Source organism: Gammaproteobacteria bacterium (genome assembly GCA_019748175.1).
Classification (GTDB): domain Bacteria; phylum Pseudomonadota; class Gammaproteobacteria; order JAIEPX01; family JAIEPX01; genus JAIEPX01.
This window is the reverse complement of record JAIEPX010000003.1, coordinates 1-26,122: the sequence shown is the minus strand read 5'-3', so window position 1 is coordinate 26,122 and position 26,122 is coordinate 1. Positions and strand designations below refer to the sequence as shown.

The following is a 26,122-nucleotide window of genomic DNA, read 5'->3' as shown; positions in this document are numbered from 1 at the left end:
ATGTTTAATTCTGGTCGACGTACATTTGCAAAAAATGAAGTGACCAGTTGGTCGCTGCCAAACTATTGGGATTTTATTGCTTTAGTACTAATTTTGAGCGTTATTCTGCTCATTGGTTGGGCAGCAGCGGGAATGACGACCACTCATTATACTGTTGGTGAAACAATACCCATATCTTTAGATCCCAGTGCACTTCCTTATTATTCATTGCGTACAGTATTACGCATGTTAATTGGTCTGACGTGTTCTTTATTTTTTACGCTTACTATTGGCACTCTCGCAGCGAAAAGTAAACGTGCTGAGCAAATAATTATTCCTTTAATTGATATTTTACAATCAGTACCTGTTTTGGGTTTTCAAGTTATTGCTGTTGTGCCATTTTTAGCATTATTTCCGAACAGTGTATTAGGGCCTGAATGTGCAGCAATTTTCGCAATTTTTACAGCTCAAGTTTGGAATATGACTTTAAGTTTTTATCAAAGCTGTAGAACGATTTCTCCTGAATTAATTGAAGCCGTCCAAATGTTTCGTTTGTCCGCTTGGCAACGATTTTGGCGAATGGATGTTCCTCATGCCATGCCGGGATTAATCTGGAACTCGATGATGTCAATGTCGGCGAGTTGGTTTTTTGTGGTTGCCTCTGAGGCAATTACTGTCGCGAACAAAAATATCACACTACCTGGAATTGGATCTTACATTGCAGCGGCCTTACCTAAAGCAGATTTACACGCTGTCGGATATGCCATCGTTGCGATGCTGATTGTGATTCTTGCTTACGATCAATTACTCTTTAGGCCGCTGAATCAATGGATGGAAAGATTTCGTGCTGAAGAATCCGATGATGCTGGACGAACTCAAGCATGGATTGTTAGTTTATTTGAGCACACGCGCTTAATGCAAAAAGTGGGTATCGGTATTGGTCGCTTTTGGGATGCCTTTGTAAACTTATCTTGGTTTAGACTAAAAAAGACAAAACCTCAACAAGAACATAGCGAATTGATGAGTAAATTTCTTGTGGGTTTGTGGTATGCGTTAGTTTCTGTAATTATGATCAGTGCGATTATTTTTTTGGTGTGGTATATCTCGTCAGCAATTACATTACACGAAGTGTTCTGGGTTATATGCTTAGGCTTATTTACCGGATTACGAGTTATGGTGCTCATATTTATTAGTAGTTTAATTTGGGTTCCGGTTGGTGTATGGATAGGTTTAAGACCGCGTGTGACAAAATCGGTTCAACCTCTTATTCAGTTTTTAGCTTCATTTCCAGCGTATTTATTTTTCCCTGTTGTAGTGATGCTCATTGTGCGTTTTCACTTAAATCCAGAAATTTGGACATCACCATTAATGGTATTGGGAACGCAGTGGTATATATTGTTTAACGTTATTGCCGGAACTTTAGCATTACCTAAAGATTTACGACAGGTTGCAAGTAATTTACAAGTGCGCGGGGTGTTGTGGTGGAAACGACTCATTTTGCCTGCGATTTTCCCCTATTATATTACGGGTGCGATTACTGCTGCTGGAGGTGCATGGAATGCAAGTATTGTGGCAGAAGTGGTGACATGGGGAGATACTACAATAAGAGCGACTGGACTAGGTGCTTATATTGCAGCATATGCCACCAACTTAAATTATCCTCATCTTGCTTTAGGTATTGCCGTAATGTGTCTATTAGTGGTAATTATCAATCGCATTCTTTGGCGACCTCTGTATAATCTGGCTGAGAAGTACTATTTTATCGATTAAGTGGGGACTAGTGATGACAGATAATTTACATAATGGCGTAAAGCAAGCCCTTATCGAAGTTGTCGATATTAAAAAGTCCTTTAAAAAAAGTGATAATCAAGACTTGCTGGTGTTAGATAAATTGCATTTTACGTTGCGAGAAGGTGAGCTCATCGCGTTACTCGGAAAATCGGGTTCCGGAAAATCTACTTTATTACGTATCATGGCGGGACTAGTGAAGCCTAATTCAGGAGAGGTTCGTTTCTGTCATCAACCTGTTTATTCACCTGTTCCAGGAATGAGTATGGTTTTTCAGAGTTTTGCATTGATGCCTTGGCTAACAGTTTTGCAAAACGTTGAGCTTGGACTTGAGGCGCAGGGCATCCCAGCTCCGGAACGACGTGCCAGAGCGATCGAAGCGATCGATATTATTGGATTAGATGGTTTTGAGTCCGCTTTTCCAAAAGAGTTGTCAGGAGGTATGCGGCAGCGCGTCGGGTTTGCTCGAGCCTTAGTAGTGGATCCTACTGTTTTGCTCATGGATGAACCTTTTTCTGCGCTTGATGTTTTAACAGCGGATAACTTACGAAGTGACTTACTGAATTTGTGGAATGAGGGTAAGACAAAATTAAAAGGCATAGTTCTAGTTACCCACAATATCGAAGAAGCAGCCGCACTCGCTGATCGAATTTTAATTTTTGGCAGTAATCCAGGTTGTATCCGTTCTGAGCTAACAGTTGATTTAGATCACCCACGAAATGAAAGTGAACCAGCATTCAGAAAATTAGTGGACGATATTTATACGCTCATGACTCAACCCGAGGAAGGTGTTGTGGCTGTTCGTGGTCAGAGATTTAAAACAATTGATTTGGGATACCGATTACCCAAAGTGGAAATTTCAGAAATTACTGGATTTTTAGAAGCGGTACATACACCTGAATATAAAACAAAAGCAGACTTACCAGAAATTGCTGAAGAGTTGCACTTAAATGTTGATGATCTATTTCCCATCACAGAAATTTTGGAAATTATGCGTTTTGCAACAGTAGAAAAAGGCGATATTGCTCTAACAGAATCTGGAAAACAATTCGCAGATGCCGATATTTTACTGCGTAAAAAAATATTCGCAGAAAATTTGATGAATTATGTTCCGCTGGCCCGACATATTCGCCATGAAGTGGACAAAGATCCTGATCATCGAGTCAGCGAAGAAAGATTTTTGGCAGAGCTTGAAGATTATTTGTCGCCTGAAGCTGCAGAAGAAGTCTTAAAGATCGTAATCGATTGGGGAAGATATGCCGAAATTTTCGCTTACGATTATAATACAGGCTTGTTAAGTTTAGAAAACCCTCAATAACTTTTTAAAGAGATTGATGAGATTTGTTATGTATCCTTTATTTAAACGCATCATAGACATTGTTATTTCTCTTCTCGCAATAGTGTTCCTCGCGCCTGTTTTTGTAATATTGTACATACTTATCTCTTTCTATTTAGGCCAACCCGTCATTTTTAAACAATTAAGACCAGGTTATAAAGGGAAACCATTTGCATTGTACAAATTCAGATCGATGATAAACATGAGCAATGAGGAAGGTGGTTTAAAGTCAGATGAGCAACGAATAACTCCACTAGGAAAATGGTTGCGTAGTTGGAGTTTAGACGAATGGCCACAGCTTGTTAATGTCCTGAAGGGTGATCTTAGTTTAGTTGGTCCGCGACCGTTGTTGATGGAATATTTAGGTTTATACAACTCTGAGCAAGCACGCCGACATAATGTACGACCCGGCATCACGGGTTTGGCCCAAGTGAAGGGAAGAAATAGTTTGAGCTGGAACGAAAAATTTCATTGGGATATAGAATATGTTGATCATTGTTCATTTATTTTGGATTTGAAAATTCTATTTTGGACTATTCAATCTGTATTTAATCGACGAGGTATTCATCAAGACGGTCATGTGACAATGCCTCCTTTCAGAGGAAATAAAAATCATGAGTAAACGTCTATTTATTATTGGTGCTGGCGGACACGGAAAAGTGGTTGCAGATGCTGCGCTGTGCCAAGGAAATTGGGGAGAAATATTTTATATTGATGATCGTCATCCAAGTTTGTCTTCAGTCATGAATATAGAAGTGGTGGCTCAAACCAGTAATATCAATCAATTTTCAGATGAAGACTCAGAGGTGATAGTGGCAATCGGTGATAATCAAATTCGACAACGACTGCAAGAATATACTGTAAAGCAAGGTTTTTCTATTGCAACGGTGATACATCCGCGTGCAGTAATAGCTCATTCAGCGAAAATCGAAGCTGGGTCAGTTGTTTTTGCTGGAGCTGTCATCAATGCAGAAGCTACCGTAGGAAAAGGTGTGATTATTAATACTGGGGCGATTATCGAACATGATTGTGTTGTAGGTGATTGGACCCATATTTGTCCAAAAGTGGGCTGCGCTGGTGGGGTTCAGGTTGGTGCTCATGTGTGGATCGGTATTGGTGCTGATGTGATTCAAAATGTTAAGATTGGTGATTATGCAAAAATCGGTGCGGGTTCGGTGGTATTGAAGGCTGTTGATAATCATCAGCAGGTCGTTGGTGTTCCTGCGAAAGAAAGGGTTTAAAAATGACAGAAAAAAAATCTTATCCTACCTGGCCACATTTTGAAGAAGACGAATGTCGTGCAGTGCAAAATGTTCTAAAATCTGGAAAAGTAAATTACTGGACAGGTGATGAGTGTCGTCAGTTTGAAAATGAATTTGCACAATATCATGGCGTGAAACATGCCATCGCGCTTGCAAATGGAACGCTCGCTTTAGAACTAGCATTAAAAGTACTTAATATTGGACGTGGTGATGAAGTGATTGTGCCCGCCCGCACTTTCTTAGCAACAGCTAGCGCAGTTATTGTACAAGGTGCAACACCTATTTGTGCTGATGTAGATATAAATTCACAAGCAATTTCTGTAGAAAGTATTGGGTCATTAATTAACTCTAAGACGAAGGCGATTATAGTAGTTCATTTTGCGGGTTGGTCGTGTGATATGGATTCTATAGTGAAGCTGGCCAAAGAACATGATTTAAAATTAATTGAGGATTGTGCGCAAGCGCACGGCGCTCGTTATAAAGATAAATTAGTGGGAACATTTTCAGATATTGCTGCTTTTTCTTTTTGCCAGGACAAAATTATCACAACGGGTGGTGAGGGCGGAATGTTGATCATGAATGATTCTCAACTTTGGGAACGGGCATGGTCTTATAAAGATCACGGAAAAAATTTCCAAAAAATGAATGGGAATAAAAAATCGGTAGGATTTCAGTATGTACATGATCAATTTGGATCTAATTACCGCATGACTGAGATGCAAGCTGCGATAGGCCGTTGTCAATTAAAGAAGCTGAAACAGTGGGTAGAAAAACGAAGAGAGAATGCTTACGTATTTGCCGAAATTCTTTCAAAATCACCTCTTTTGCGCATTCCAATGCCCTCAAGTGATTATTACCATTCTTACTATAAATTCTACGTTTTTCTCCGACAGGATTTATTGCCAGCCGATTATACCCGTGATCGCATTTTGAATGAATTATCAGTGAGTGGTCTTCCTATTTATAGTGGGGGATGTCCTGAAATTTATTGTGAAAAGGCATTCATCGATAAAAAATTGGGCCCTAAAGAACGGTTAAAAAATGCAAAAATCTTAGGTGAAACCAGTCTTATGTTTGTTGTACATCCCACATTGTCATCAAATGATATTTCTACTATGGCAAATCAAGTGTTACACTTTCTTAATCAGTTTGACGTGGTAACTTTCGAAACGTAGACAGTATTACTAATTAATGAGATACTGCAAAAGTGAGATTATCACTGAAATATTAGTTAAAGAAATGGCCTGAAGGAGGAAATATGGAAGAAGCCACTGAATCAGAGCTTTCTGAAAGCAATGGAGATGATAAAGATCAATTATCGATTACAGAATACACTAAAGAATCAGAATCGCAGGATCTCATTCGACTAGATAAGATTATTTTTTTAATTCAGGAAGTTAAAAGTCTTGATTCTACCGATAAAACCCAACTCCTTCAGATTATCACATCTTTGTTTCAAATATCATGGTTATGCGCAGAGCTTCCCAGAAAATTTAAATTTAATAGTCAGAGTGAGTTTAAAAAAATAGAAGATAGAAACTGGATCATGTTAGATTTTTTGTCTATTTCATTGAAAGAGGTTTTAATTGATAGATCAATGGAGTGTCAGTGGAATTCAACAGATTATTCAGAAATACTTCAAGATTTATTATTGCTTCAAAGTAATTTAGAAAAAATAAAATCAGACAAAAACTGCGAGAATATTCATAAGGACTTACGGGGGTTAAATAGAGTTATTGGATCGCGATTAGATCGATATTGCTTTAAGTTATCAGTTAATGCTATTGACGCGATGAAGGTGATTTTAGATAAGCCAAGTGATGAAATCTATGCAGTGCTAAGGGTCTTTGCTATCATTGGGGAGTCATGCAAACTGTTTTCACCTAGTATGCGTCAATCAATAAAATCCTTAGGATTTCCTGGTGATGTGGGCATATTAAAAATCCTTGGTGATCTTCGTGATTTGATTATTCATGATAAAAATCATACCTTTCAGTTACTGCAATCGAACGTCGATTTAAGAGAAAAGCTATGTGCCATCGTACTACCATTTTTACAACTGATGTTTAATGAACTAAATAATCAGACAGTAAAAATACTTGATCAAGCTCAGGCCCAGGCGTTTATAGATGTGCTCACATCTTTCTCAGGCTATTTGCAGCCATTTTCTACAGGATCAAAAGCTTGTATTTCTGCATCTATCGACCTAGTAAGAATACCGTTACAGCTACAATTGTTAAAGTGGGCAATTCCCCAGATTGATAGATTTAATAAAAAGGAAGATTTTGTCGATTGGGTCATCGCTAATAAAATCAGTAGCCAAATTCCAGGAATAAATCTGATTGGTGATTCAGAAATACGAGATTTCTATCAGCTATCGAAGGAAAGATTAGTATCTTTTCATGTGGTTAAAAAAGTGACCCATTTTATACAGAATGCTAAACCTGATAAAAGTACACAGAAAGATAGAAAAAAACAACTGGAAGTGTTTTTTTTCAAACAACAAGTTACTAAAGAAGAAAAGGATTTGGCGCTAAAAGTCATAGATAAGTTGACTCTAGTACCTGATAGGCTGAGGGTTATTCTCAAAAATTTTGTTAAAGGCAAATACATCGTTCAAAAACTCGAGGATAAATACGATGAACGTAAGCAGATTATTCTAGAGAAATTAAAGTTATCAGGTTGTGGAGCTCGTGAAAATTATCGACAATATCTGGATTTTCTTAAAGGTTCAAACGAAATAAAGAGTGCTTATAAAAGAAACAATGATAGCACTTCAATCGATCATAAATTATTTTTAGATTGCTTCCCAAAGTTCGCAGAATCGTTAATTATGGATATTATAACTGATTCTTCGGATTTATCATCGAATGATTTACTGCTCCTGATGGTATTAACCGAAAATAAAGAAATTCTTGAACAAGGCCTTAATGAAGAAGAGTATCATGCGGAAGCCTTTCATTTTATGTCTAAAAACGGAGTTCTTCTTGACAAGATGGCTGATACGTATGGTGAGCTTAAAAAACTTTCTCTTCTACATGGAATTGCAATTACAGAGACAAAATCAGATCTGGCGAGACGAATGAGTGATTATGTCAATTTAGTTCCACCAATACAATTTGTTAAATCAGAGGTGAAATTTGTTATTTCGCAACTAGATAAATTGAGTTTTACAGAGCCCCAGATTTCTGCTGAAAATATCTCGACACTAGTTAGCATGCTTTCAAAAAAACACATAAAAGATAACATTATTCTTGATGAACTATCAAAAAATCTTGTTTTATGTAGCAAACAAAGTTGTCTAGAACAAATAGGTAAAGCATTTATTAAAGAAAAGGTATGCAATATCCTCGTAGATTCGATACCTTTAGAAGAGAAAGACAAAAAAGCAGGGCATTTATTTTGTGATCTCATGAATCAAGTATTTTCCCAACAAGGAATTCCTGCTCAAGATCGATTTGGAAAGGAACTTTCTGTATTAATTCAATCAGAAAATGAACGGTCCTATGATAGAATAATTGAGTCTCTGTCAAAAAAATGCAATGATTTAGCAGTAGCTTTTTCGAGCTATCTTAAAGAAGAAAATAGTTTAAAGAAGGCCAAATTGAAACTCGTTGCAGAGTATTTGGTCGTAGATATTGGAGATGAATCTGAAATTCTGGCGGGTCATACAAATTTTTTTGATACTAAATATTATGAGATTTCAAAACGAAACCTTTTTATCATAGCGCTTATACGAAAATGCATTGCTCATTATCCCTTGAGTGTTAACACAAGCTGGTTTGAATATCTCATTGAGCTATTTTCGATTGAAGTACCCGAGCGATTAAATAAGTATTTAAAGCTCACAGATTCTGACTTATGGAAGAGAATTTACCATCAATCACGAAAAGTGGATATTTCAGAATTTCGTGAAACTCCATCTATGCAACTTGAATTTCAAATGATTGTTGAACAATGCGGATATAATCCCAATGTTAAAATCGTGAATACGCCTGTCGGGGTTATGGGTGATTTAACTGTCTTAGTTGAATCGAACATCACGAACACAGCAACCCTATGGGATCTGTTTGAACTTGAATTAAAATTATGCCATTTGTTAAATGCAGAAGTGAAAGTTGAAACTGCTAAATCGTTTCGAGAAAGAGCGGAACATCGTGTGATGCTAGAAGATTTTCAAGTGTTAGAAAAAGTAAATAGCTTGGTAGAGTTAATAATGATGGATACGGTGAATTCTCTAATTCAAACTAATGATTTTTCCAGTTTGGGTAGTATCGGTAAGAGTGATATTGCATGGGTAAGTACGGTATTTCAATTACTAAGTATGTTGAGATCAGATAGAAATATCACTTTAAACGATATGCTTGTAATTATGAGCGATAAACAGTTACTCAGGGATTCAATTTATCATTTTTTTAGAGCCTCAAAAGAATCGAAAAAATGGAGCATCATAAGTCGTTGGGCTAATAATTTTGTAGACTATATGCTCGACCCATTACAATTAGGTCATAAACCTGTAGCAGTAATAATGCGCTCCGATGTTTTTCGACCAATTCGATTTGATTGTGATGATCGTAATGCTAATTATGTTGGGCAGTCACGCGAGTCATTAGAAAATGCACATGATAAATCAAGGAGATTTCCGCGTCTCAATAGCTATGATATTGTGCATAAATTAAAATCTAGTAAAATTGATGATAATATTGTTTTAGAGATAATAGAGGAAATATCCTGTTGCATATATTTATTAGCTCCAAAAATTCATTCTCTAGTGTTGAGCATTCAAAGTGTAGAATTTGTACAGACTGTAGATCGTGTACGAGATCAGTCATATCTAAATGAGTACCATGAAGCAATCAGAAATTATCGGGCTGAACGATTAAGGTCTAGAAATGATATTTGTACTATACTAAGAGAGCGAGCAACTCATATGGCTGTAGAAATAAAACGTATAATAATGATTACTGAAGAAGAAATTGGAGGAGACTATGAGTGGGAGCTAATCAAGAACACACTTTTGCTATATTTACGAAATAATGAATATCTTGACGCTTATTTTAAGCAACATGAATATAAGCTGACAGAGCGGTATCAATCTATGGACGAAGATCAACGAAGAGTTTATGGGGTTGTAATTAGTAAACCTGAACTTTTTAATGTGAATGACTTAGAAAAGCAGTTGCATGTGACATCAAAATTTTCTTTTCGAATGATCGCCAGATGCTTCCCTAGAGATTTTGATTTTGCTTCTGAAGTAGTGCATGGATTAGAAAGTGAAATGAGTGAAATTCGTACAAAAATTCGCAAATATAGAGAGCTTTATGCGCATTTTTGTAGACTTAGAGCGATATTTATCAATTGTTGCTCGGTGACATCTTTAGAAGAACTATTTTCCGTAGAAGATAAAGGTGATCTGATAATTGATGCTTTAGAGAAATATCTTCGTGAAAAATACTGTGATGCATCAGAATTGCCATTGAGAATGATTGATGAAAAAGAAATATTTTTTGGAGAACTTTATGATGTCATAGAAGAGGAAGCCTCAAATAGAGCCAAGGAATTAATTGATAACACTCTGCGATTACTAAGAACATCTAACATAGATTTTGTGATAAAAATATTTCAAGAAGATTTTAGTGTATTTCCTCTTCTTCGAATCATGCCAAAATCAGTAAATTATTGTACAATTTTAGAAGCACCTAAATTAAATTGTAAAATATTGGCATTATCAGCTGATTTTGATGAAGAAATCAGTCAATTACATGTCATGATAGCTAGACAACGAATCCCTATAAGAGATCTTCAGGCACAACAAAAAGTTGAACTACTCGAATTTCTAGAAGAGAATTATAATTGCAGTCATGAATATATAGTTAGAGGACATTCCACAATGACTCATTTAGAAAGAAAAACTTCATCTATAATAGATTTACTGAAACGATTTGATTGGCCTGATGAGAGGATCAAAGAGTACCAAAGACATCCTGTATATCAAGAACATGAACAACTAATTAGAGAATATTATGAATATCGAAGAATTTATTATATTGTTCAGTCATTTCAGGAGCGAGCAGTATTTTATTCAAATAAAATAAGGCTTTTATCTGAATGGATTAACAACCAGAAGCAGTTATTAAGTAATGCTTCTATTAATACAAAATTATTCCGCTTAAATGAACGACTTGAAGGATATTTTGATGGGTATCGAATAAATAGGGGCCAAACAAATCTTTATATATTACAATTATTAGAAACCGATTACATTAAAAGGAGAATACTCAAGTTTGTTCAAACACCTGCTATTATCCAGCCAATCGTTGCTGTGTTGTTGAGCTGTATCAGCGATCGAAATTCATTAATGGAGAGCAAGCTTAGAGAGTTATTATTATCAGTACACATTCAAGTCTGTCGCGAATTACGGCAAGAAACAAATTTTTCTGCCGAAGAAGAGCAAAAATTTGAATCATGGCTGGAAAGCTGGCAAAATTCGGTCGAATCACTCCATAGCCCAAGTACCGAAGGATATAATCGACATGGACTACTTGGCTACATTCAAAGATCTTCATCAAGCGATGACGATACAAAATCCGATCAATTGGTATATCATTAGAGAAAGCGCGTGGCCGCAGGCCCGGCGGGAAAGATGAAGATTCGAATACTCAGTAACAATTCAATTTCAAAATTTTCTGACAACAAAAATGTCCAACCAATTTCCGCTTCTTTAGTAATTATATTTATAAATCTCGTCCAGTGTAAATCTAGTTCCGTGATGGTTGTCAGCTTTATAAGATCAGGTAGTAGTGTTTTAATGTCATCATCAGTGAGATTTAAGAATGTCATATCAAATTTATTCAGTTCATATTAGGGGGGACAGACACGAAAGTAGGCGAACGATTGCCATGGGTGACTTAGTTCAGCTTGGATCTGAAATTCTACTGGTTTGCAATAGATAACTACATATTGCCACCATTCTATACGAAATCCATATACGTCTTTCGGGACGATAAATATGGTGGTGCATCATAATAGGTTGTAGAATAGAATCATAATCGATCAACCAAAACTTGCAATGGTAGGTGACATGCCTGCTTTTGCATCTTTTCCTGAACAGAGGAGATTCTTCGTGAAATACACGTGTTTATCCATCGCGGGATTTGACGGATCGGGTGGAGCAGGTTTGCAAGCCGATCTTAAAACGTTTTCAGCATTTGGCTGTTATGGTATGACAGTATTAACGGCTTTGCCCATTCAAAATACTCAGGGCGTTAGAAAGTGTTACGATATCCCTTTGCAAAGTATTCAAGATCAATTAGAAGCAATATTTGATGATATTATTCCCGATAGTATTAAAATCGGCATGTTGTTTTCAAAAGATATAATTGAATTAGTTGCAAATTTTCTTGCAATAAATGCCAAAAATATTCCCATCGTTCTCGATCCTGTAATGGTTGCTAAAGATGGTTCGGCGCTGTTATTGCCTGATGCTGTTGATGCGCTGAAATCACAATTGATTCCCTTGGTGACTTTGATTACGCCTAATTTACCAGAGGCTTATGCTCTTACTGAACGAACTGAAGATTTTGAAGAATTGGCTGAAAAAATATTAGCATTGGGATCTACAGCCGTTTTGTTAAAGGGTGGGCATTTGAAGGGTGAGCAGTCTAACGATATCCTTGTTGATACGTCGGGATTAACAATGAGTTTTGAGTCTGCGCGAATCGAATCCAAAAATACGCACGGGACTGGATGTACAATATCGGCGGCGATTAGCGCATGTCTTGCTCAAGGTCTTTCGCTTCCAGAATCTTGCAGAGTAGCAAAGAACTACGTATTTGAGGCGATTGCATCGGCTAAAGAGGATTCTGTGGGTTTTGGGCATGGTCCAGTCAATCATTTTTATCATGTTTGGCCGACCCTTAGTAGACTCTCACAAGAACAAATATTAGTGAAAAATATTAGGGTCAATGCATTAAATTATGAGATTAAGGCGTAAATTCTGCTGGTTTTGTTTTTGATTGATTTTAAACTTCCTGAATACTATACTGTTCGCACTGAATTAAGTTCCAAAATCTAGACCAGGAGGCTTTCATGAAGAGACTTTTATCAATAGTTTGTGTATTTGCATTGCTTTGTTCATCTGTGATGGCTGCTAATCACAAGACAGGGCGCGATTGTTGTAAAAAAAATCGAGATTATTGGAATCCTATTACAGTTCACAACTATGCTCCCTACTCGGTTACGTATTCGTTTAACAGTGGTGTAGATTATAACCTGGATAGAAGTGAGACAGATATTTATCATTCAGGTGCTGGTGACGCACGAGCCTATTTGGTAATTCGCGGATGTACTGAGCGAAACGCAGATGGATATTGTTTGACTGCGACTAGTCATATGTTTCCTGAATATTACAATGCGGAAAAAATAGCTACGATAAATATCAAATCTGTATTTGATGCAGAAATTATTTGCATAGATGGCACTACAACTTCTTGCATAATCAAGTAATCGAAAATTATATTATCGTGGAGCAGTTAAAAGACTATTTAAACTGTTCCACGCTTTTTTTCCTTGAAAATGAAATACTCCTCAATATAACAGCTAATCATCCATTTCAATCTTTTCTTTCAACTCAAAAATTATTGGAAGTTGAAATCATTAGTGCGCACGTTGATGACTCTATTCTTATCATCGAAGGTAAAAGCAATTTATCTGGCGAAGAATGTTTGCAGAAAGGCTATAAAACTATGCCGGTCAAGTCATTTTTAGCAGAAGTGGACGCTACAATTCAATCAAAAATTTTACGCGCATATCATTGGATTAATTGGCATAAACAATCGAAATATTGTGGTCAATGTGCTTCTCCACTTGAAGACCAAATTAATTTGTCAGAGAAAAAATGTTTAAGCTGCAAAGTTTCTGTATTTCCACGCTTTTCTCCAGCCGTCATGGTATTAATTCAGCATGGCAATAAAATTTTGTTGGCTCGTTCCCCACATTTTAAATCTGGATTTTACAGTGCGATTGCAGGATTTATTGAGATGGGAGAAACTGCTGAGGAAGCGGCTCACCGAGAAGTTAAGGAAGAATTGGGAGTGGAAATTACAGATTTGGAATATTTTGGCTCTCAAACTTGGCCTTTTCCCGATAGCTTTATGATTGCTTTCAAAGCGAAGTATTTGCGTGGTGAGCTCAAGATTGATGAGAAAGAAATCGAAGATGCACAGTGGTTTGACGCGCAGAATATGCCCGGGCTACCACCCAGCGCAAGTATTTCCAGGCAACTGATTGAACATACCATTAAGGATTGCCTACAGGGGAATTGAGGGTTACAATTCATCATTTGATGGAATCCTGGTTTATGTTGAGGGAATGATATGAAAGGATTTGTTCTGATAAGTTTGCTAGCATTAGCAGTATCTTCTACGGGTGCTATTGCAAGTGTTAATGATCGTAATTCAAGTGCCAGTTTTTCATACTGGAATCCTGTTACAGTTTATAATGATGCGCCTTACGATATTCAATATTCTTTCTCTAGTCGCAGTGGTGGAAATTATTATTTCATTCCAAAAGGCAAAAGCGATATCTATCATACGGGACTAGCTGATAGTTATGCTGAGATTGTTGTCGTTGCCTGTACTGAAAAATCAAAAGAAGGCACTTGTTTGAATGTTGTGACGCACGTTTCTCCCGTATTCTACAATGTTAATGTGATTAAAGATGTTCATGTTTTATCGGTAGCGAGTTTAAAAGTCACTTGCTTAGATGGTGGGTTGGTGTCTTGTATAATTAAGTAGACGCGACTCAATATCATTTTAATTTTCGTTGACAATTCGCTCAATTCTTCGATCGGGTACTAACCACATCAATGCGAGAAGTATATAAATACTGATCGATATCCAAGGTTTATAAAATGCTGCTGGAATAGCAATTGCGTAGAGTGTAGGAGATATTTTTCCTTTTAAATCTGAACCGATGGCTTTTGCAAGTAGCGAATCACGACCTTGGCTAGAGATGATGCAGTATTGTAAAATGAAATAGGCAATCGCTGCCATCAAGAGTACGAAACCATAAAGCGCCAAGGGCGCAGGTTCAAAATGATTTTCACCCATCCAGCCAGTTACGAAGGGAAATAATGATAACCAAAAAAGCAAATGGAGATTTGCCCACAATATTGTGCCATTGACATGTGTTGTGACGTGCAACATGTGGTGGTGATTATTCCAATAGATTCCCAAATAAACGAAGCTCAATACGTAGGTTAAAAATATCGGTAAAACGGGGTGAAGAGCAGACATATCAGCACTGTGGGGGACTTTCATTTCTAACACCATAATAGTTATTATGATAGCTAGAACGCCATCACTGAAAGCTTCTAATCGATTTCTGCCCATATCGTTTTCTCGTGCTGTAAGTAATGGTGAATATAGTATAATCCAGTGATTTTTGCGAATGATTTTAATGGAATAATAGATTGCGAAGAAATAGCCTTGTTTAAACTTTATCTTATTTTATTCCGCAATTACGTAGTAGTACGAGTCTTTATGCTCAAAATTGTCTGGTATTCTTTTTTCTTGTTTAACAACTTTTAAGGAGACAATAATGCCTTTATCATGGCTATTTTGGGTTCTTGCTGCTTTCAGTGCTACTCAGGCGGCTGTAGCACAGCCTGCTTCAGTATCTAAAGAGAATACAGCAAAATCAACACAATCGAGTAGTGAATATCCCATCGATATTAATCATTCCGATGTAAAACATTTGATGAACATCAAAGGAATTGGTGAAAAGCGTGCAAAAGCGATAATTCAGTATCGCAAAGCGCATGGTGATTTCAAATCAGTCGGTGATTTGGCACAGGTCAAGGGGATCACAAAAAAACGTCTCCAGACATTGATATCTAAAAACCAGGGTAAAATAACTGTTCATTGATTTGGCGTGAATGTGGTAAGATGCGGCTCACTCGTAAAGTGGAGATCTAAGATGTTTGAACGATTGGTTGAAATTGATATCACTGATTGGAATGGCCAATTTTCTGACGAAATCGTTACGCAAGCAATAGAAGCATTAGAAAATGGTCAGGTTGTCTACTGCCCCAATTTATCTTTTGTTTTAGAGGAAAAAGAAAAGCAATATTTATCAACTGATATTGCTGACGCAAAAACTAAAAATATTCGATATGATATTCACAATGACGAGTTAGGGGGAACGACACTTTCACGGGCTGAACGTGCGGACTTGCAACAGCTCGTACGTCGATTTGCAAACAAAAGCCGAGACCTTGTTGAGCATCTTTTTCCGCATTATCAGGGAAAATTAACTCAAGCTCGAACTAGTTTTAGACCTATAGAAGCACAAGGTCGTCCTTCATCTTACCGCAAAGATGATACCCGTTTGCACGTTGATGCGTTTCCTGCAACTCCTACGGGAGGTAAAAGAATTTTACGAGTATTCACAAACGTTAATCCAAACGGTATGCCAAGACACTGGCGAGTGGGTGAATCTTTTTCACAAGTGGTAGAAAAATTTGCGCCAAAACTTCCCAGGCCAAATAAATTAGTGGTGAAATTAATGCAAATTACAAAAATTACACGAGGTGAGCGTACGCCATACGATCATTATATGCACAAGCTTCATAACGCAATGAAAGCGGATTTAGAGTACCAAAAATATGCCAGTCAAGAAGATGTGTACTTTCCACCGGGGTCTACTTGGTTGGTTTTTTCTGATCAAGTATCTCATGCGGCAATGTCAGGACAATTTATGTTTGAACAAACATTTTATCTGCCCGTGAATTATATGGCGGATGAAAATAAATCGCCATTAAGAATTTTAGAGCGAGCTGTTCGTAGGTCTCTTTTGTGATGAAGTAGAGTATTTTCCAGATGCTATATAAGCGCTGCAATAAATATAATGAATATACCAAGCGGTGCAATATAGCGAATTAAAACACGCCAAACTGCGAACCATTTTTTCGGGAGTTGTAATTCTTCATGAGTAATTTTTTTGCTCATCACCCAGCCAGCAAATAAAGCAAATAAAATTCCGCCGGTAGGTTGTAAAATATTGGTGGATAAGTCTGTGATTGCGCCAAAAAAATTCCAGTGTAAAATTTTAATTTCAGACCAGTAATTGAAAGAAAGCACAGACCCAATACCAAGCAGCCAAGCAGTTCCGCCAACTATAAACGATGCTATCACCCTGCTTCCGGTATAACGTTCTGCCAGTAAAACAACGACGGGTTCTGCCATAGAAATCGATGAAGTCCACGCAGCAAAAATGAATAGTGCAAAAAACAGACCCCCTAATATTTGCCCGCCCGCCATATTTGCAAAAGCAATTGGAAGTGCTTCAAAAATTAGACCGGGCCCGCCGATCGCAGTCAAGCCGTGTGAAAAAACAATAGAGAAAATCGCAAGCCCTGCCAAAATGGCGACTAAAACATCTAAAAAAACGACTGTAATCACAGGGCCGTAAAAGCGAGTGTGTTTGGGTAAATAAGATCCGTATGCCAACATACAACCAGCGCCAACGGCCAAAGTGAAAAACGCATGTCCTAATGCAGAGATAATTACGCCTGGAGTGATTTTTTGAAAATCAACTGCGAATAAAAATGAACAAGCCTGTTTAAAACCGGGTGTTGTGGCGCTATAAATATCCAGCACGATTAAAATTAAGAATAAAAGTGGCATCATAATGCGTGATGCGAGTTCAATTCCTCGATGAACCCCTCGCTCAACAATCCACATAGTTAAAACCATGAAAATAGTATGCCAGAGTAATAGTTGAGATGGGGAACCTAAAAATTGTTGCCAATACTCGCCGACTTGTTGAGCATTAAATCCTTTAAAATGCCCGAGGCTGGTTTCCCAGAAATAATTAATCGCCCATCCGGCAACAACGCTATAAAAAGAAAGTACGAAAATAAGGATTGTTGCGCATAACCACCCGGTTCCTTGCCATTTAGTTGATGCCCCCGCTTCAAGGGCTAAAATTTTCATCGTATCAACGGGGTTATGTCGACCTCGTCGGCCTATCATGATTTCAGCCAGCATGATGGGAATGCCGACCAGCAGTATGGCAATTACGTAGACCAGTACAAAGGCGCTACCGCCATTGGCCCCTACCATATAGGGGAATTTCCAGATGTTGCCAACGCCGACGGCAGCACCCGTAGTAGCTAAAATAAAGCCTAATCGTGATGACCACACTCCACGAATTGGGGTTTCATCGATATGCATACGTGACACAGCCTTTATATCAAAGTCAGCGGCTTCCGCTGAACAATAAGCGATGGGGGCATATTAAGGGGGAGAAGCGCAGCTCTCCCCCTTAATTGGTGAATGTTAACTTTGTTTACATTCACCATCAATATAATGGGAAGGAGTTACCCGCTTTAGCGGGAACTCCTGTCTCAAAGATTAGATTCTTGCATATAAACTGCTAAGATTGAAGTCTTCTAAGTCTTCGTTAAGCGGAATTGAAGTATTTGTGCTATAGTAATCAACATCTGGATGAAGCACAGCAGGAATATTAGAGCATGGAATTGAGCTTATTTGATACGCTGATTATTGTATTAACGATTGCTGTTGTGGTCGTTGTGCTCTGTAAGTACCTTAAATTACCCCCTATTATCGGATACATCGGTGTGGGTATTATTTCTGGTCCTCACATTATGGCTTGGTTACCTGATACACAGCCTGTCCATTCTATTGCTGGATTTGGTATCGTCTTTTTGATGTTCACCGTTGGTTTGGAATTTTCATTGAGTCGCATGGTTTCAATGAAGCACTTGGTATTCGGTTTGGGTAGTGCACAAGTACTATTGACGGTAATGATTGTGACAATCTGTGGGTACTGGTTGACGCTTACTTGGGATCAGGCGATTACATTAGGTTGTATTGTTTCACTCTCGTCAACTGCGATGGTATCTAAACAATTAGATGATATTGAACAACTCAATTCCAGACAGGGACATCGTGCTATTTCAATTTTGTTATTTCAAGATTTAGCCGTTATCCCATTCTTTATTTTAATTTCAAGTTTTGGAAAATCTTCTGCATCATTGAGTATTCCATTATTAATGGCGCTAGGAAAAACGACATTAACGATAATCGTTATATTGAGTTTAGGACGTTGGGTTTTTCGGCCTTTATTCAAAGAGATTGTAGCGATACATTCTGAAGAATTATTCACACTCAGTGTTTTGCTGGTCACTCTGATTTCTGCCTGGATTACTCATCGGTTAGGTTTATCATTAGCGATGGGTGCTTTTATGGCGGGTATGATGTTGGGTGAAACTGAATATCGTCATCAAATTGAAGCAACAATTAGACCATTTCGTGACTTATTATTAGGTTTATTTTTTATCACAATTGGTATGTTGTTCAATATCTTTTCATTGAAAGAAATATGGCCGTGGGTATTGATGCTATTTTTGGCATTTACTGGCTTAAAAATTATTATTATTACAGTTTTGTGTCGCTTGACAAAAAGCTATTGGCGCGTTGCTGTGCGCACAGGTATTATTTTGGCTCAAGGTAGTGAGTTTGGTTTTGCCCTACTCGCATTAGGCATGAGTGAAAACTTGTTCCCACCCGCTTATGAACAAGTGATATTAGGTGCGTTGCTTTTAAGCTTAATTACCGCGCCTTTTTTGATTTCGCATAATAAAACTTTTGCAAAATGGATTATTCCTAAAAGTTGGTTTGATATCGAAGATATTAAAAAACCTTCGCCCGGAAAATTATTTACTCAAGATCTTGCAAAACATGTCATTATTTGTGGGTTTGGTCGAAACGGACAAAATATTGCAAAATTATTAGAGGATGAAGAAATCCCTTACATTGGAGTCGATCATGATCCTGAATTAGTTCATCATTGTCAGAAGGCGGGGCTTCCTGTGATTTATGGCGATTCCAGTCACTATTCAATATTAGTGGCATGCAAAATCGCAAAATCTAAAGCTATCGTAGTAACTTTTGAAGATATTCACAATATTGAAAGAATACTTCCACAAGTTCGCACGCATTTTGAAAAGTTACCCATTTTTGTCCGTACTCATGATGATGCTTCGCTCGAATATTTACAAAGTCTAGGTGCTACGGAAGTTATTCCAGCAACTTTAGAGACAAGTTTAACATTAGCATCGCACGTGCTTTTAGAGATGGGGGTTTCAGCAAAACGAGTAGTCGAATTAATGGGCAAGATTCGTAAAACGCGCTATCGTTTGTTACGAGAAATGATTTCAGAATAATATTTATTTTTTACAAGACGGGTTGTGATAGTGAGCCTGAGCAGAACTTGTCTCCCAAATTTCGACATTAGATAATGTTACGGTGTGAGGCTCTAATTTCAAAATGTTTGTCAGCTGACTAGAGATTTGTTCGAAAAGATGCTGGGATAAAACTTCCACAGTCGTATTTTGTCCGTTGGGTATAATATAATGTTTTTGCTTCTCTTTAATTGCAAACTCCAGTAAGGGTTTGTCATCACTGCTAATCAAAATAGCGTGATCCCAATGAGTCTCTAACCAAGCATTGCAGTGCTGTTTCACCAACGAAAAATCTAGCACGAAATCATTCTCATCCAGCTTATTGCAGCTGAAGGTTAGAAAAATCACATAATTGTGTCCGTGCAGAGTACGGCACTTTCCCTGATAGCTTTTGATCAGTCTATGGGCAGCAGAGATTTCCATGAGTTTAGTTTTGATTTCGTACATATTGTGGGTGCTTAATCGTAAAAGAGGCCCATAGTACCATAGAAGGTCCGAGGTTCAAAGCTGTCCAAATAGCGGTCGGAGAGCTACAATATTCAGACTAAAATTTAAGAAATGAGGTTCAGCATGCGATTGCCGAGATTTTATGTGAATGCCGAGTTGAAACAGGGGGCTGTGGTTGAGTTACCTAAAGAGACTTCGCATTATGTGCGGCAGGTGCTACGCCTGCGTGAAAGATCTCCCGTCATTTTGTTTAATGGGTCAGGCGGCGAATTTAAGGGCAAGATCAGTATTAATAATAAGCAAACAACCGTAATCCTAGAGGAATTGAATGATCTTTCAGTGGAATCCCCGTTATATATTCATCTGGGGCAAGGAATATCTCGTGGAGAGAAAATGGATTATGTCGTGCAAAAAGCAGTGGAATTAGGGGTCGCAGAAATTACACCTTTGTTTACCGAGCGTTGCGGTGTGAGGTTGGATGATGAACGTGCTGAAAAACGACTTGATCATTGGCAAAAAATTATTATTAGTGCGTGTGAGCAATCAGGTCGAAATAAAATTCCTTTAATTAATGCTCCCTGTGAAATTTCTGCTTGGATTGCCCAGTGTATGGCTCCTCACCGACTCATTTGTCATCCTGGCTTATCGTCCGATGAATCTTCACTTGAAGTGAAAAATTCTGTGGCTGTCTTGATCGGTTCTGAAGGTGGTTTCACAGAAGTTGAAATCACAGATGCAATGACTCATGGTTTTAAATCGTTAGCACTAGGTCCTCGAGTATTACGTACAGAAACGGCTACTGTAGCTGCCCTAACCAAACTTCAAATTTCTTGGGGAGATATGCGTTAATGGATGAAAATTTTTAGTTTTTTGCATTTACAATAGCAGTCTAAAATTAAGAAAAGCTTAAGAAGAAAAAAATAATCTCCTCATGGAAGTCTTTTCTATGGTGGTATTACGTGGGCGCAGTGTGAGATATCTCTCAAGGTGTTGTCAGATTATTGACTGAATCAACGGGCAGATCTCGATGGCATGATAACCAACGTATTGATTTCTAACCAGTTAATTTTCGAAAAGTCGATTTTAAGTAGTGAAGAAGAAAATTAATGCGTGATGAAGACTTGCATCTTTCGATTTAATCAGTAAATTTTGTATTGTGTTAAAGGATGAACTATCGCGGAATCATCGGATGATAAAAAACACGGAGGTCCCGCAATAAGGTAGCAAGGCTTGTTTAAGGTGATGAAGTCACCCGCTATCGACAAGGGTAAAAACGAGCAGGCAATTTTAGACAATGGATCGTTAGGTGGACTAGTTTTTTCGGGCAAGGATTGCTTGGATTGGGGGATAGAGTAATGTCTATCCCCCTTTTTTTTAGGGTTGTTGTAATTCAGCTAAAATATTATCTAATAAAGCAGAAGCACCGAGTCTAAAATGATCAGCGTTTACCCAATCTGATCCCATAATGTCAGAAGCAATTTGAACGTATGATGATGCATCACTTACTGATCGAACACCACCTGATGCTTTAAATCCCACATTGCGACCAGAGTCATGGATTGCTTGAAGCATAGATTCTGCAGCGCTCGGGGTCGCACCAATATTAATTTTTCCAGTCGATGTTTTGATAAAATTGGCACCTGCATTGATTGCTATAATACTTGCCCTGTAGATATTATCGTTAGTTAAAAGTGCGCCAGTCTCTAAAATCACTTTTAAAAGCGCTTTTTCCCCGCAGGCTTTTTTGCAAGCGCTAATAAATTCAAAAGTAAATTCATCGTCACCTTCTAAAAAACGATGGTAAGGCATTACAATATCAATTTCGTTGGCACCCGATGAAATTGATTGTGTGATATCAGTAGTTGTAGCAACGATATCGTCACCACCGGCAGGAAAGTTACTGACCGTTGCGATTTTTATAGAGTGATCAGTGAGTGATTTTTTGACAACAGGAACAAATTGTTGATAAATGCACAGGCATGCCACGGAGCCAAAAGGCGTTATCGCTTTTTGGCATAATGCGCGAACGATTTCATCAGTATCATTTTCATTAAGCGTTGTTAGGTCAATTAATCCAATGATTGAAACGAGTGTATCGTTATCAATGTTAAGCAGTGACATGTTGATTCTCCATAAACAGTTTCATTAATCGTAGTAAATTCGCAGACGCTTTGCCTGCAACCTCGAGTACGTCGTCGTGGTTTAATTTTTCTTCGCTTAATCCACAAGCTAAATTGGTAACAGTCGATATTACCGCAACCTTTAATCCAGCATGACGTGCAACAATCACCTCAGGTATTGTTGACATGCCTACAAGGGTTGCCCCCAATAGTGTAAATGCTCGAATTTCGGCAGGTGTTTCATATGAAGGTCCTATCACACCTAAATAAACACCTTCAGATAATTGAATATTCAGTTGATTTGCTGCTGCAAGAAATTGCCGTCGTAGCTCTGGATCATACGCGTTGTCCATAGCGGGGAAACGTGGGCCAAATTGATCGTCATTCGGTCCAACTAAAGGATTTTTAAATGAAAAATTAATGTGGTCTTTAATCAACACTAAATTCCCTGGTGTAATATCAATATTTGTTGATGCAGCAGCGTTGGTTAAAATTACCGTTTCGCATCCCAGTGCTTTCATTGTTCTGATTGGTGTTCGCATCACTTCATCGTCATTTCCTTCATAATAATGAGGCCGACCTTGCAAACATATCACTGGAACTCCGAATAAATACCCAGATATCAAAGTGCCTTTATGGCCTTTGACACTGCTATGGCCAAAACCAAAAAGATCGAAAAAACTAAAATGTTCAGCATCTTGAATTTGATCAGCGAGTGATCCTAATCCAGAGCCTAATACAAGACCCACTTTTGGAGTGAAAGATTCTGGCACTTTACTTTTGATTTTATTGACGTTGTCATTAACATGGGTATTGGTATATGTAGAATGAATCATGATTCTTCTCCTAAATGTTGTTGAGAAAAAGGTTGAGGCAATAAATCGCCCAGCAACACAGTTTGGTGTGCTCCATCTGCGTTGGCCATATGAACAAGTGTGTCAGGACTCGCGAATTCGGAAAGTCTTTGTCGACAAGCGCCGCAGGGTGAACAGAAATTATTGGAGGAACAAGCGACAGCAATTTCGACAATTTGTTTATTTCCAGCGCTAATTAAGCTTGCAATCGCTGAGGCCTCTGCGCATAGGGTTAAGCTGTACGAAACATTTTCGATATTGCAGCCTGTGAAATATTCATCGTTGCTTGTGCGTAAACAGGCGCCTACTTTGAAATTCGAATACGGTGAATATGCATTAAGCATGACGGCTTTGGCCATATGAATCATATGTTCACGAGTGTTCATATTAATCTCTATGTTAAAAATTCGAGTATAACCTAGGGCATTGAAGTTAACAAATCAACGTCAGCAGTTCCCATCTAAGGAAAATCATTTGCCTTCAAGGTGCTAGAAGAGCTTCATTTCGCGATGAGGGGTTTTAGGGGAGAGAATCGTGATTCTCTCCCCTAAATAGATTAAAGGAAGCATCTCCCGGTTTTAGAATCAACTGCCCTGCAAGACATTGAGTGAGCTAAACATCCATAATCCTTAACCGGGAGATGCTAAATTAACGTCTTCTGACTGGCCCAGTCAACAGAGAACGGATATAATGATCCTTTTAACTTCAAGGAGGAGATCAAAATGAAAACGTCAAAATTAATAGCATCTGCAATAGCGGCTGCTGTTGGGTTAAGCGTATCAACAAGTCCCGCTGTGGCGGCTGATAAACCAGAAAAATGCTACGGTATTGTAAAAGCGGGTAAAAATGACTGTGGTACATCTAAGCATAGCTGCGCTGGGGTATCTAAGGCCGATAACGCGCCTGATGAATGGGTATTCACGCCTAAAGGGCTATGCGGCAAGATTGTTGGCGGCAGTACAGAACCGAAAGGATCGGCAGAAGGCAGTAAGTAAAAGCGGGAAGGGCCATTATCCTAGATTCAGTGCATTAGGGCCTCTCCTACGATCCCAACTGCCGAGTCTAGGATTATGAGCTAGAATAGAACTGTGGGAGAAATGGGAAGTTATCAGTCGTTTTTATCTTGGTAAGAACGGCTGAAACGGCCTGGTTTTAAATTAGGTGCATCACAATGTACAAAAAGATTACACAAAAATTTCTCACAAGGAATTGCAAGATCATTTGTCAGAATTGGACGAATTAAGATAGAGCGTCATTTGTTTGAGTTGCTACCAAGAGATGTATTTTATCAAATTATTTTTGATTTTAGCGCTCGTGAACTACATAAGCTTCGGAGAGTCAGTCGCCATTTTAATGAAATGATCAATTGTGAAAAATTTTGGGAAAGAAAATTAACACTATTGGCTAAAGGGTTTCGAAGTAGATATCCAGATTTAAACCCTAGAGACGCGTTATTAGTTGCAGCAGCATCGTATGGTTTGAGTCAGTTTGTAATTAAGTTTGTTCGAAAAGGCGCTAAAGTCAATGTTAAGCTGTACTATGATAGTCGCAAGACAGCTTATATTTATCCTGTACACTACGCAGCTCATTGTGGTAATCCTGCGACGGTAAAAGAATTAATTCGGCATCATGCACTATTCAAAGCTCCAAAAAAAGTTGAGGTCTTTACATCACCTTTACATTTCGCAATAGCAGAAGGCAATATAGAATGCGCCGAGGTTTTGCTTATGAAAGGAGTGAATGTCAATCAAGAAGCTGATGGACAATACAATTTCAGAATTTACACGCCCTTACAAATTGCCTCGTTGACTAATAGTGTTCGATGTTATCAATTATTGCGATCATATGGTGCAGACGTTAATTTTCGATTAAGTCGAGAATGTGACCAAGCTCTTCATACGGCGATACGACATGGCTCGCTTGCAGTGCTAAAATTATTGCTGCGCGATGGCGCAGATCCTAATGCATATACCGAAGAAGATCCGGTGTCGCCCCTAGCTTTAGCTTGTGATGCCGGAAATCCAGAAGTCCTATTGGAGTTATTACGACATGGTGCAGATCCGCGAGCTCATATGACTCTTTTCATGGATCATCCTGTACTCCATTATACCTTATGTCGTAAAAAGTTTGCTTTGGCAAAATTGTTATTAGAATTTGACAGCACGCTGGTTGATTGCGGACATTTTTATCCAAATGCAGATGATAAAGATAAGTGGGATAAATCCGCTCTACATTGTGTCGCCGATCTCGGCTGCATTGAATCTATCCGCCTATTAATACAATATCAGGCTGATCCGCATTTATTATATCAAGGTAGTACTGCGTATGATCTTGCCGTAATGAGGGGCCATATGGAGTGCGCGGATTTGCTTGCGGAATACTCAAATGAGTATGATTATAATAAAATTTGTTGTTGTATATGATAGCATCGTGAAAACTCCCAAATGTATTCCTGATAATTGAATACGATACATCTCTTGGAAGTGATTCTATCACTAAAACATTCTATTATTGACAGTCATAATTTAGTAATGGTATCAATCTCAGATCGATTTATTTATTTTTTTGAAATTATTCTCTAGATACTCATATATGAGTACGTTCATAAATTTTATTTACGTTGGTAAGCGCGCTGTCGTGCCTGAGCCTGGGCCAGGTATTGAGCACGTTGGTTAGCTTGATTACGTGCATGTTGGGCTGCTTGAGCCCGTGATAGTTGTTGAGCACGTTGCTGAGCTTGTTGATGTGCTCGTGTTCGCGCTTGTTCTTGTGCGCGTTGGTGGGCTTGCTGCTGTATGCGCTGTTGATTTTGCTGCTGAGCTCGCTGTTGATTTTGCTGCTGAGCGCGCTGTTGATTTTGCTGCTGAGCCCGTTGTTGGTTTTGCTGCTGAGCGCGTTGAGCTTGTTGCTGCGCACGTTGTAGATTTTGCTGCTGAGCGCGTTGAGCTTGTTGCTGCGCACGTTGTAGATTTTGCTGCTGAGCGCGCTGTAGATTTTGCTGCTGAGCCCGTTGTTGGTTTTGCTGCTGAGCGCGTTGAGCTTGTTGCTGCGCACGTTGTAGATTTTGC

Annotated in this window: 23 protein-coding genes; 16 read left to right on the top strand and 7 right to left on the bottom strand. The window is 38.4% G+C overall.

Features of this window, described 5'->3' with window-relative positions:
- From K2X50_01310 to K2X50_01265, 10 genes are all read left to right on the top strand, one after another.
- Positions 1-1,749 carry an ABC transporter permease subunit gene (locus tag K2X50_01310; GenBank protein MBX9585872.1) on the top strand — a complete coding sequence of 583 codons (1,749 nt, stop codon included), beginning with the start codon at positions 1-3 and terminating at the stop codon, positions 1,747-1,749.
- Between the two features lie 13 nt (positions 1,750-1,762).
- Positions 1,763-3,085 (top strand): nitrate/sulfonate/bicarbonate ABC transporter ATP-binding protein, encoded by a 1,323-nt coding sequence (locus tag K2X50_01305; GenBank protein MBX9585871.1) that lies wholly within the window; start codon positions 1,763-1,765, stop codon positions 3,083-3,085.
- 28 nt (positions 3,086-3,113) lie between these two features.
- Entirely contained in the window at positions 3,114-3,725 is a 612-nt protein-coding gene (locus tag K2X50_01300; protein MBX9585870.1) for a sugar transferase, read from the top strand.
- Positions 3,715-4,344: an acetyltransferase gene (locus tag K2X50_01295; GenBank protein ID MBX9585869.1), complete on the top strand. Its 630-nt coding sequence runs from the start codon at positions 3,715-3,717 to the stop codon at positions 4,342-4,344. The genes K2X50_01300 and K2X50_01295 overlap by 11 nt, the downstream gene beginning before the upstream one ends.
- A gap of 2 nt (positions 4,345-4,346) precedes the next feature.
- Positions 4,347-5,540, top strand: a complete 1,194-nt coding sequence (locus K2X50_01290; protein MBX9585868.1) for a DegT/DnrJ/EryC1/StrS aminotransferase family protein — start codon at positions 4,347-4,349, stop codon at positions 5,538-5,540.
- A gap of 83 nt (positions 5,541-5,623) precedes the next feature.
- A complete protein-coding gene (locus K2X50_01285; GenBank protein ID MBX9585867.1) occupies positions 5,624-10,975 on the top strand; it encodes a hypothetical protein in 5,352 nt (1,783 codons plus the stop codon).
- 471 nt (positions 10,976-11,446) lie between these two features.
- On the top strand, positions 11,447-12,358 hold the full coding sequence (thiD, locus tag K2X50_01280) for a bifunctional hydroxymethylpyrimidine kinase/phosphomethylpyrimidine kinase (protein ID MBX9585866.1): 912 nt from the start codon (positions 11,447-11,449) through the stop codon (positions 12,356-12,358).
- 95 nt (positions 12,359-12,453) lie between these two features.
- Positions 12,454-12,870: a hypothetical protein gene (locus tag K2X50_01275; GenBank protein ID MBX9585865.1), complete on the top strand. Its 417-nt coding sequence runs from the start codon at positions 12,454-12,456 to the stop codon at positions 12,868-12,870.
- Positions 12,855-13,688 (top strand): NAD(+) diphosphatase, encoded by an 834-nt coding sequence (gene nudC, locus K2X50_01270; protein ID MBX9585864.1) that lies wholly within the window; start codon positions 12,855-12,857, stop codon positions 13,686-13,688. Before K2X50_01275 ends, nudC begins: the two co-directional genes overlap by 16 nt.
- Before the next feature lie 51 nt (positions 13,689-13,739).
- A complete protein-coding gene (locus K2X50_01265; GenBank protein MBX9585863.1) occupies positions 13,740-14,159 on the top strand; it encodes a hypothetical protein in 420 nt (139 codons plus the stop codon).
- 18 nt (positions 14,160-14,177) lie between these two features.
- Here K2X50_01265 and K2X50_01260 read toward each other — a convergent pair whose 3' ends face one another.
- Positions 14,178-14,756: a TMEM175 family protein gene (locus tag K2X50_01260; GenBank protein MBX9585862.1), complete on the bottom strand. Its 579-nt coding sequence runs from the start codon at positions 14,754-14,756 to the stop codon at positions 14,178-14,180.
- Between the two features lie 208 nt (positions 14,757-14,964).
- Here K2X50_01260 and K2X50_01255 point away from each other — a divergent pair, with 208 nt between their 5' ends.
- Positions 14,965-15,291: a helix-hairpin-helix domain-containing protein gene (locus K2X50_01255; GenBank protein ID MBX9585861.1), complete on the top strand. Its 327-nt coding sequence runs from the start codon at positions 14,965-14,967 to the stop codon at positions 15,289-15,291.
- Between the two features lie 51 nt (positions 15,292-15,342).
- Positions 15,343-16,224 carry a Kdo hydroxylase family protein gene (locus K2X50_01250; protein ID MBX9585860.1) on the top strand — a complete coding sequence of 294 codons (882 nt, stop codon included), beginning with the start codon at positions 15,343-15,345 and terminating at the stop codon, positions 16,222-16,224.
- A 23-nt stretch (positions 16,225-16,247) separates the two neighbouring features.
- Here the strand turns inward: K2X50_01250 and K2X50_01245 are convergent, their stop codons facing one another.
- Positions 16,248-17,600, bottom strand: coding sequence for a sodium-dependent transporter (locus tag K2X50_01245; GenBank protein MBX9585859.1), 1,353 nt, complete (start codon positions 17,598-17,600; stop codon positions 16,248-16,250).
- Positions 17,601-17,899: 299 nt separating this feature from the next.
- Between K2X50_01245 and K2X50_01240 the strand changes: the two genes are divergently transcribed.
- The gene (locus tag K2X50_01240) at positions 17,900-19,615 is read left to right on the top strand and encodes a cation:proton antiporter (GenBank protein ID MBX9585858.1); all 1,716 of its coding nucleotides are present in this window, start codon (positions 17,900-17,902) and stop codon (positions 19,613-19,615) included.
- A 3-nt stretch (positions 19,616-19,618) separates the two neighbouring features.
- On the opposite strand, the gene K2X50_01235 is transcribed toward K2X50_01240, so the two are convergent.
- Positions 19,619-20,080 (bottom strand): 6-carboxytetrahydropterin synthase, encoded by a 462-nt coding sequence (locus K2X50_01235; protein MBX9585857.1) that lies wholly within the window; start codon positions 20,078-20,080, stop codon positions 19,619-19,621.
- Positions 20,081-20,203: 123 nt separating this feature from the next.
- Here K2X50_01235 and K2X50_01230 point away from each other — a divergent pair, with 123 nt between their 5' ends.
- Positions 20,204-20,929, top strand: a complete 726-nt coding sequence (locus K2X50_01230) for a 16S rRNA (uracil(1498)-N(3))-methyltransferase (protein ID MBX9585856.1) — start codon at positions 20,204-20,206, stop codon at positions 20,927-20,929.
- Positions 20,930-21,454: 525 nt separating this feature from the next.
- On the opposite strand, the gene deoC is transcribed toward K2X50_01230, so the two are convergent.
- Genes deoC through cdd form a run of 3 tightly spaced genes read right to left on the bottom strand, consistent with a single transcriptional unit; the run spans position 21,455 to position 23,440 of the window.
- The gene (deoC, locus tag K2X50_01225) at positions 21,455-22,201 is read right to left on the bottom strand and encodes a deoxyribose-phosphate aldolase (GenBank protein ID MBX9585855.1); all 747 of its coding nucleotides are present in this window, start codon (positions 22,199-22,201) and stop codon (positions 21,455-21,457) included.
- Complete coding sequence (locus K2X50_01220) at positions 22,188-23,036, bottom strand: purine-nucleoside phosphorylase (GenBank protein MBX9585854.1); 849 nt, start codon at positions 23,034-23,036, stop codon at positions 22,188-22,190. The genes deoC and K2X50_01220 overlap by 14 nt, the downstream gene beginning before the upstream one ends.
- Entirely contained in the window at positions 23,033-23,440 is a 408-nt protein-coding gene (cdd, locus tag K2X50_01215) for a cytidine deaminase (protein MBX9585853.1), read from the bottom strand. The genes K2X50_01220 and cdd overlap by 4 nt, the downstream gene beginning before the upstream one ends.
- Positions 23,441-23,776: 336 nt before the next feature.
- On the opposite strand from cdd, the gene K2X50_01210 reads away from it, so the two are divergent.
- Both K2X50_01210 and K2X50_01205 read left to right on the top strand, forming a co-directional pair.
- On the top strand, positions 23,777-24,049 hold the full coding sequence (locus tag K2X50_01210; protein ID MBX9585852.1) for a DUF2282 domain-containing protein: 273 nt from the start codon (positions 23,777-23,779) through the stop codon (positions 24,047-24,049).
- 261 nt (positions 24,050-24,310) lie between these two features.
- Positions 24,311-25,477 carry an ankyrin repeat domain-containing protein gene (locus K2X50_01205; GenBank protein ID MBX9585851.1) on the top strand — a complete coding sequence of 389 codons (1,167 nt, stop codon included), beginning with the start codon at positions 24,311-24,313 and terminating at the stop codon, positions 25,475-25,477.
- Positions 25,478-25,665: 188 nt separating this feature from the next.
- Here the strand turns inward: K2X50_01205 and K2X50_01200 are convergent.
- Positions 25,666-26,122 (bottom strand): hypothetical protein (locus K2X50_01200; protein MBX9585850.1); only part of this gene is annotated, 457 nt, incomplete at its 5' end.

What these genes read in the sequence shown, in the direction of transcription:
- K2X50_01250 (MBX9585860.1), top strand. Translation starts at nt 15,343, where the DNA reads ATGTTTGAACGATTGGTTGAAATTGATATCACTGATTGGAATGGCCAA.
- K2X50_01300 (MBX9585870.1), top strand. Translation starts at nt 3,114, where the DNA reads ATGTATCCTTTATTTAAACGCATCATAGACATTGTTATTTCTCTTCTC.
- K2X50_01255 (MBX9585861.1), top strand. Translation starts at nt 14,965, where the DNA reads ATGCCTTTATCATGGCTATTTTGGGTTCTTGCTGCTTTCAGTGCTACT.
- K2X50_01230 (MBX9585856.1), top strand. Translation starts at nt 20,204, where the DNA reads ATGCGATTGCCGAGATTTTATGTGAATGCCGAGTTGAAACAGGGGGCT.
- K2X50_01290 (MBX9585868.1), top strand. Translation starts at nt 4,347, where the DNA reads ATGACAGAAAAAAAATCTTATCCTACCTGGCCACATTTTGAAGAAGAC.
- K2X50_01285 (MBX9585867.1), top strand. Translation starts at nt 5,624, where the DNA reads ATGGAAGAAGCCACTGAATCAGAGCTTTCTGAAAGCAATGGAGATGAT.
- cdd (MBX9585853.1), bottom strand. Translation starts at nt 23,440, where the DNA reads ATGAACACTCGTGAACATATGATTCATATGGCCAAAGCCGTCATGCTT.
- K2X50_01305 (MBX9585871.1), top strand. Translation starts at nt 1,763, where the DNA reads ATGACAGATAATTTACATAATGGCGTAAAGCAAGCCCTTATCGAAGTT.
- K2X50_01240 (MBX9585858.1), top strand. Translation starts at nt 17,900, where the DNA reads ATGGAATTGAGCTTATTTGATACGCTGATTATTGTATTAACGATTGCT.
- K2X50_01310 (MBX9585872.1), top strand. Translation starts at nt 1, where the DNA reads ATGTTTAATTCTGGTCGACGTACATTTGCAAAAAATGAAGTGACCAGT.
- K2X50_01245 (MBX9585859.1), bottom strand. Translation starts at nt 17,600, where the DNA reads ATGCATATCGATGAAACCCCAATTCGTGGAGTGTGGTCATCACGATTA.
- thiD (MBX9585866.1), top strand. Translation starts at nt 11,447, where the DNA reads ATGCCTGCTTTTGCATCTTTTCCTGAACAGAGGAGATTCTTCGTGAAA.
- K2X50_01220 (MBX9585854.1), bottom strand. Translation starts at nt 23,036, where the DNA reads ATGATTCATTCTACATATACCAATACCCATGTTAATGACAACGTCAAT.
- deoC (MBX9585855.1), bottom strand. Translation starts at nt 22,201, where the DNA reads ATGTCACTGCTTAACATTGATAACGATACACTCGTTTCAATCATTGGA.
- K2X50_01235 (MBX9585857.1), bottom strand. Translation starts at nt 20,080, where the DNA reads ATGTACGAAATCAAAACTAAACTCATGGAAATCTCTGCTGCCCATAGA.
- K2X50_01210 (MBX9585852.1), top strand. Translation starts at nt 23,777, where the DNA reads ATGAAAACGTCAAAATTAATAGCATCTGCAATAGCGGCTGCTGTTGGG.
- K2X50_01275 (MBX9585865.1), top strand. Translation starts at nt 12,454, where the DNA reads ATGAAGAGACTTTTATCAATAGTTTGTGTATTTGCATTGCTTTGTTCA.
- K2X50_01260 (MBX9585862.1), bottom strand. Translation starts at nt 14,756, where the DNA reads ATGGGCAGAAATCGATTAGAAGCTTTCAGTGATGGCGTTCTAGCTATC.
- K2X50_01265 (MBX9585863.1), top strand. Translation starts at nt 13,740, where the DNA reads ATGAAAGGATTTGTTCTGATAAGTTTGCTAGCATTAGCAGTATCTTCT.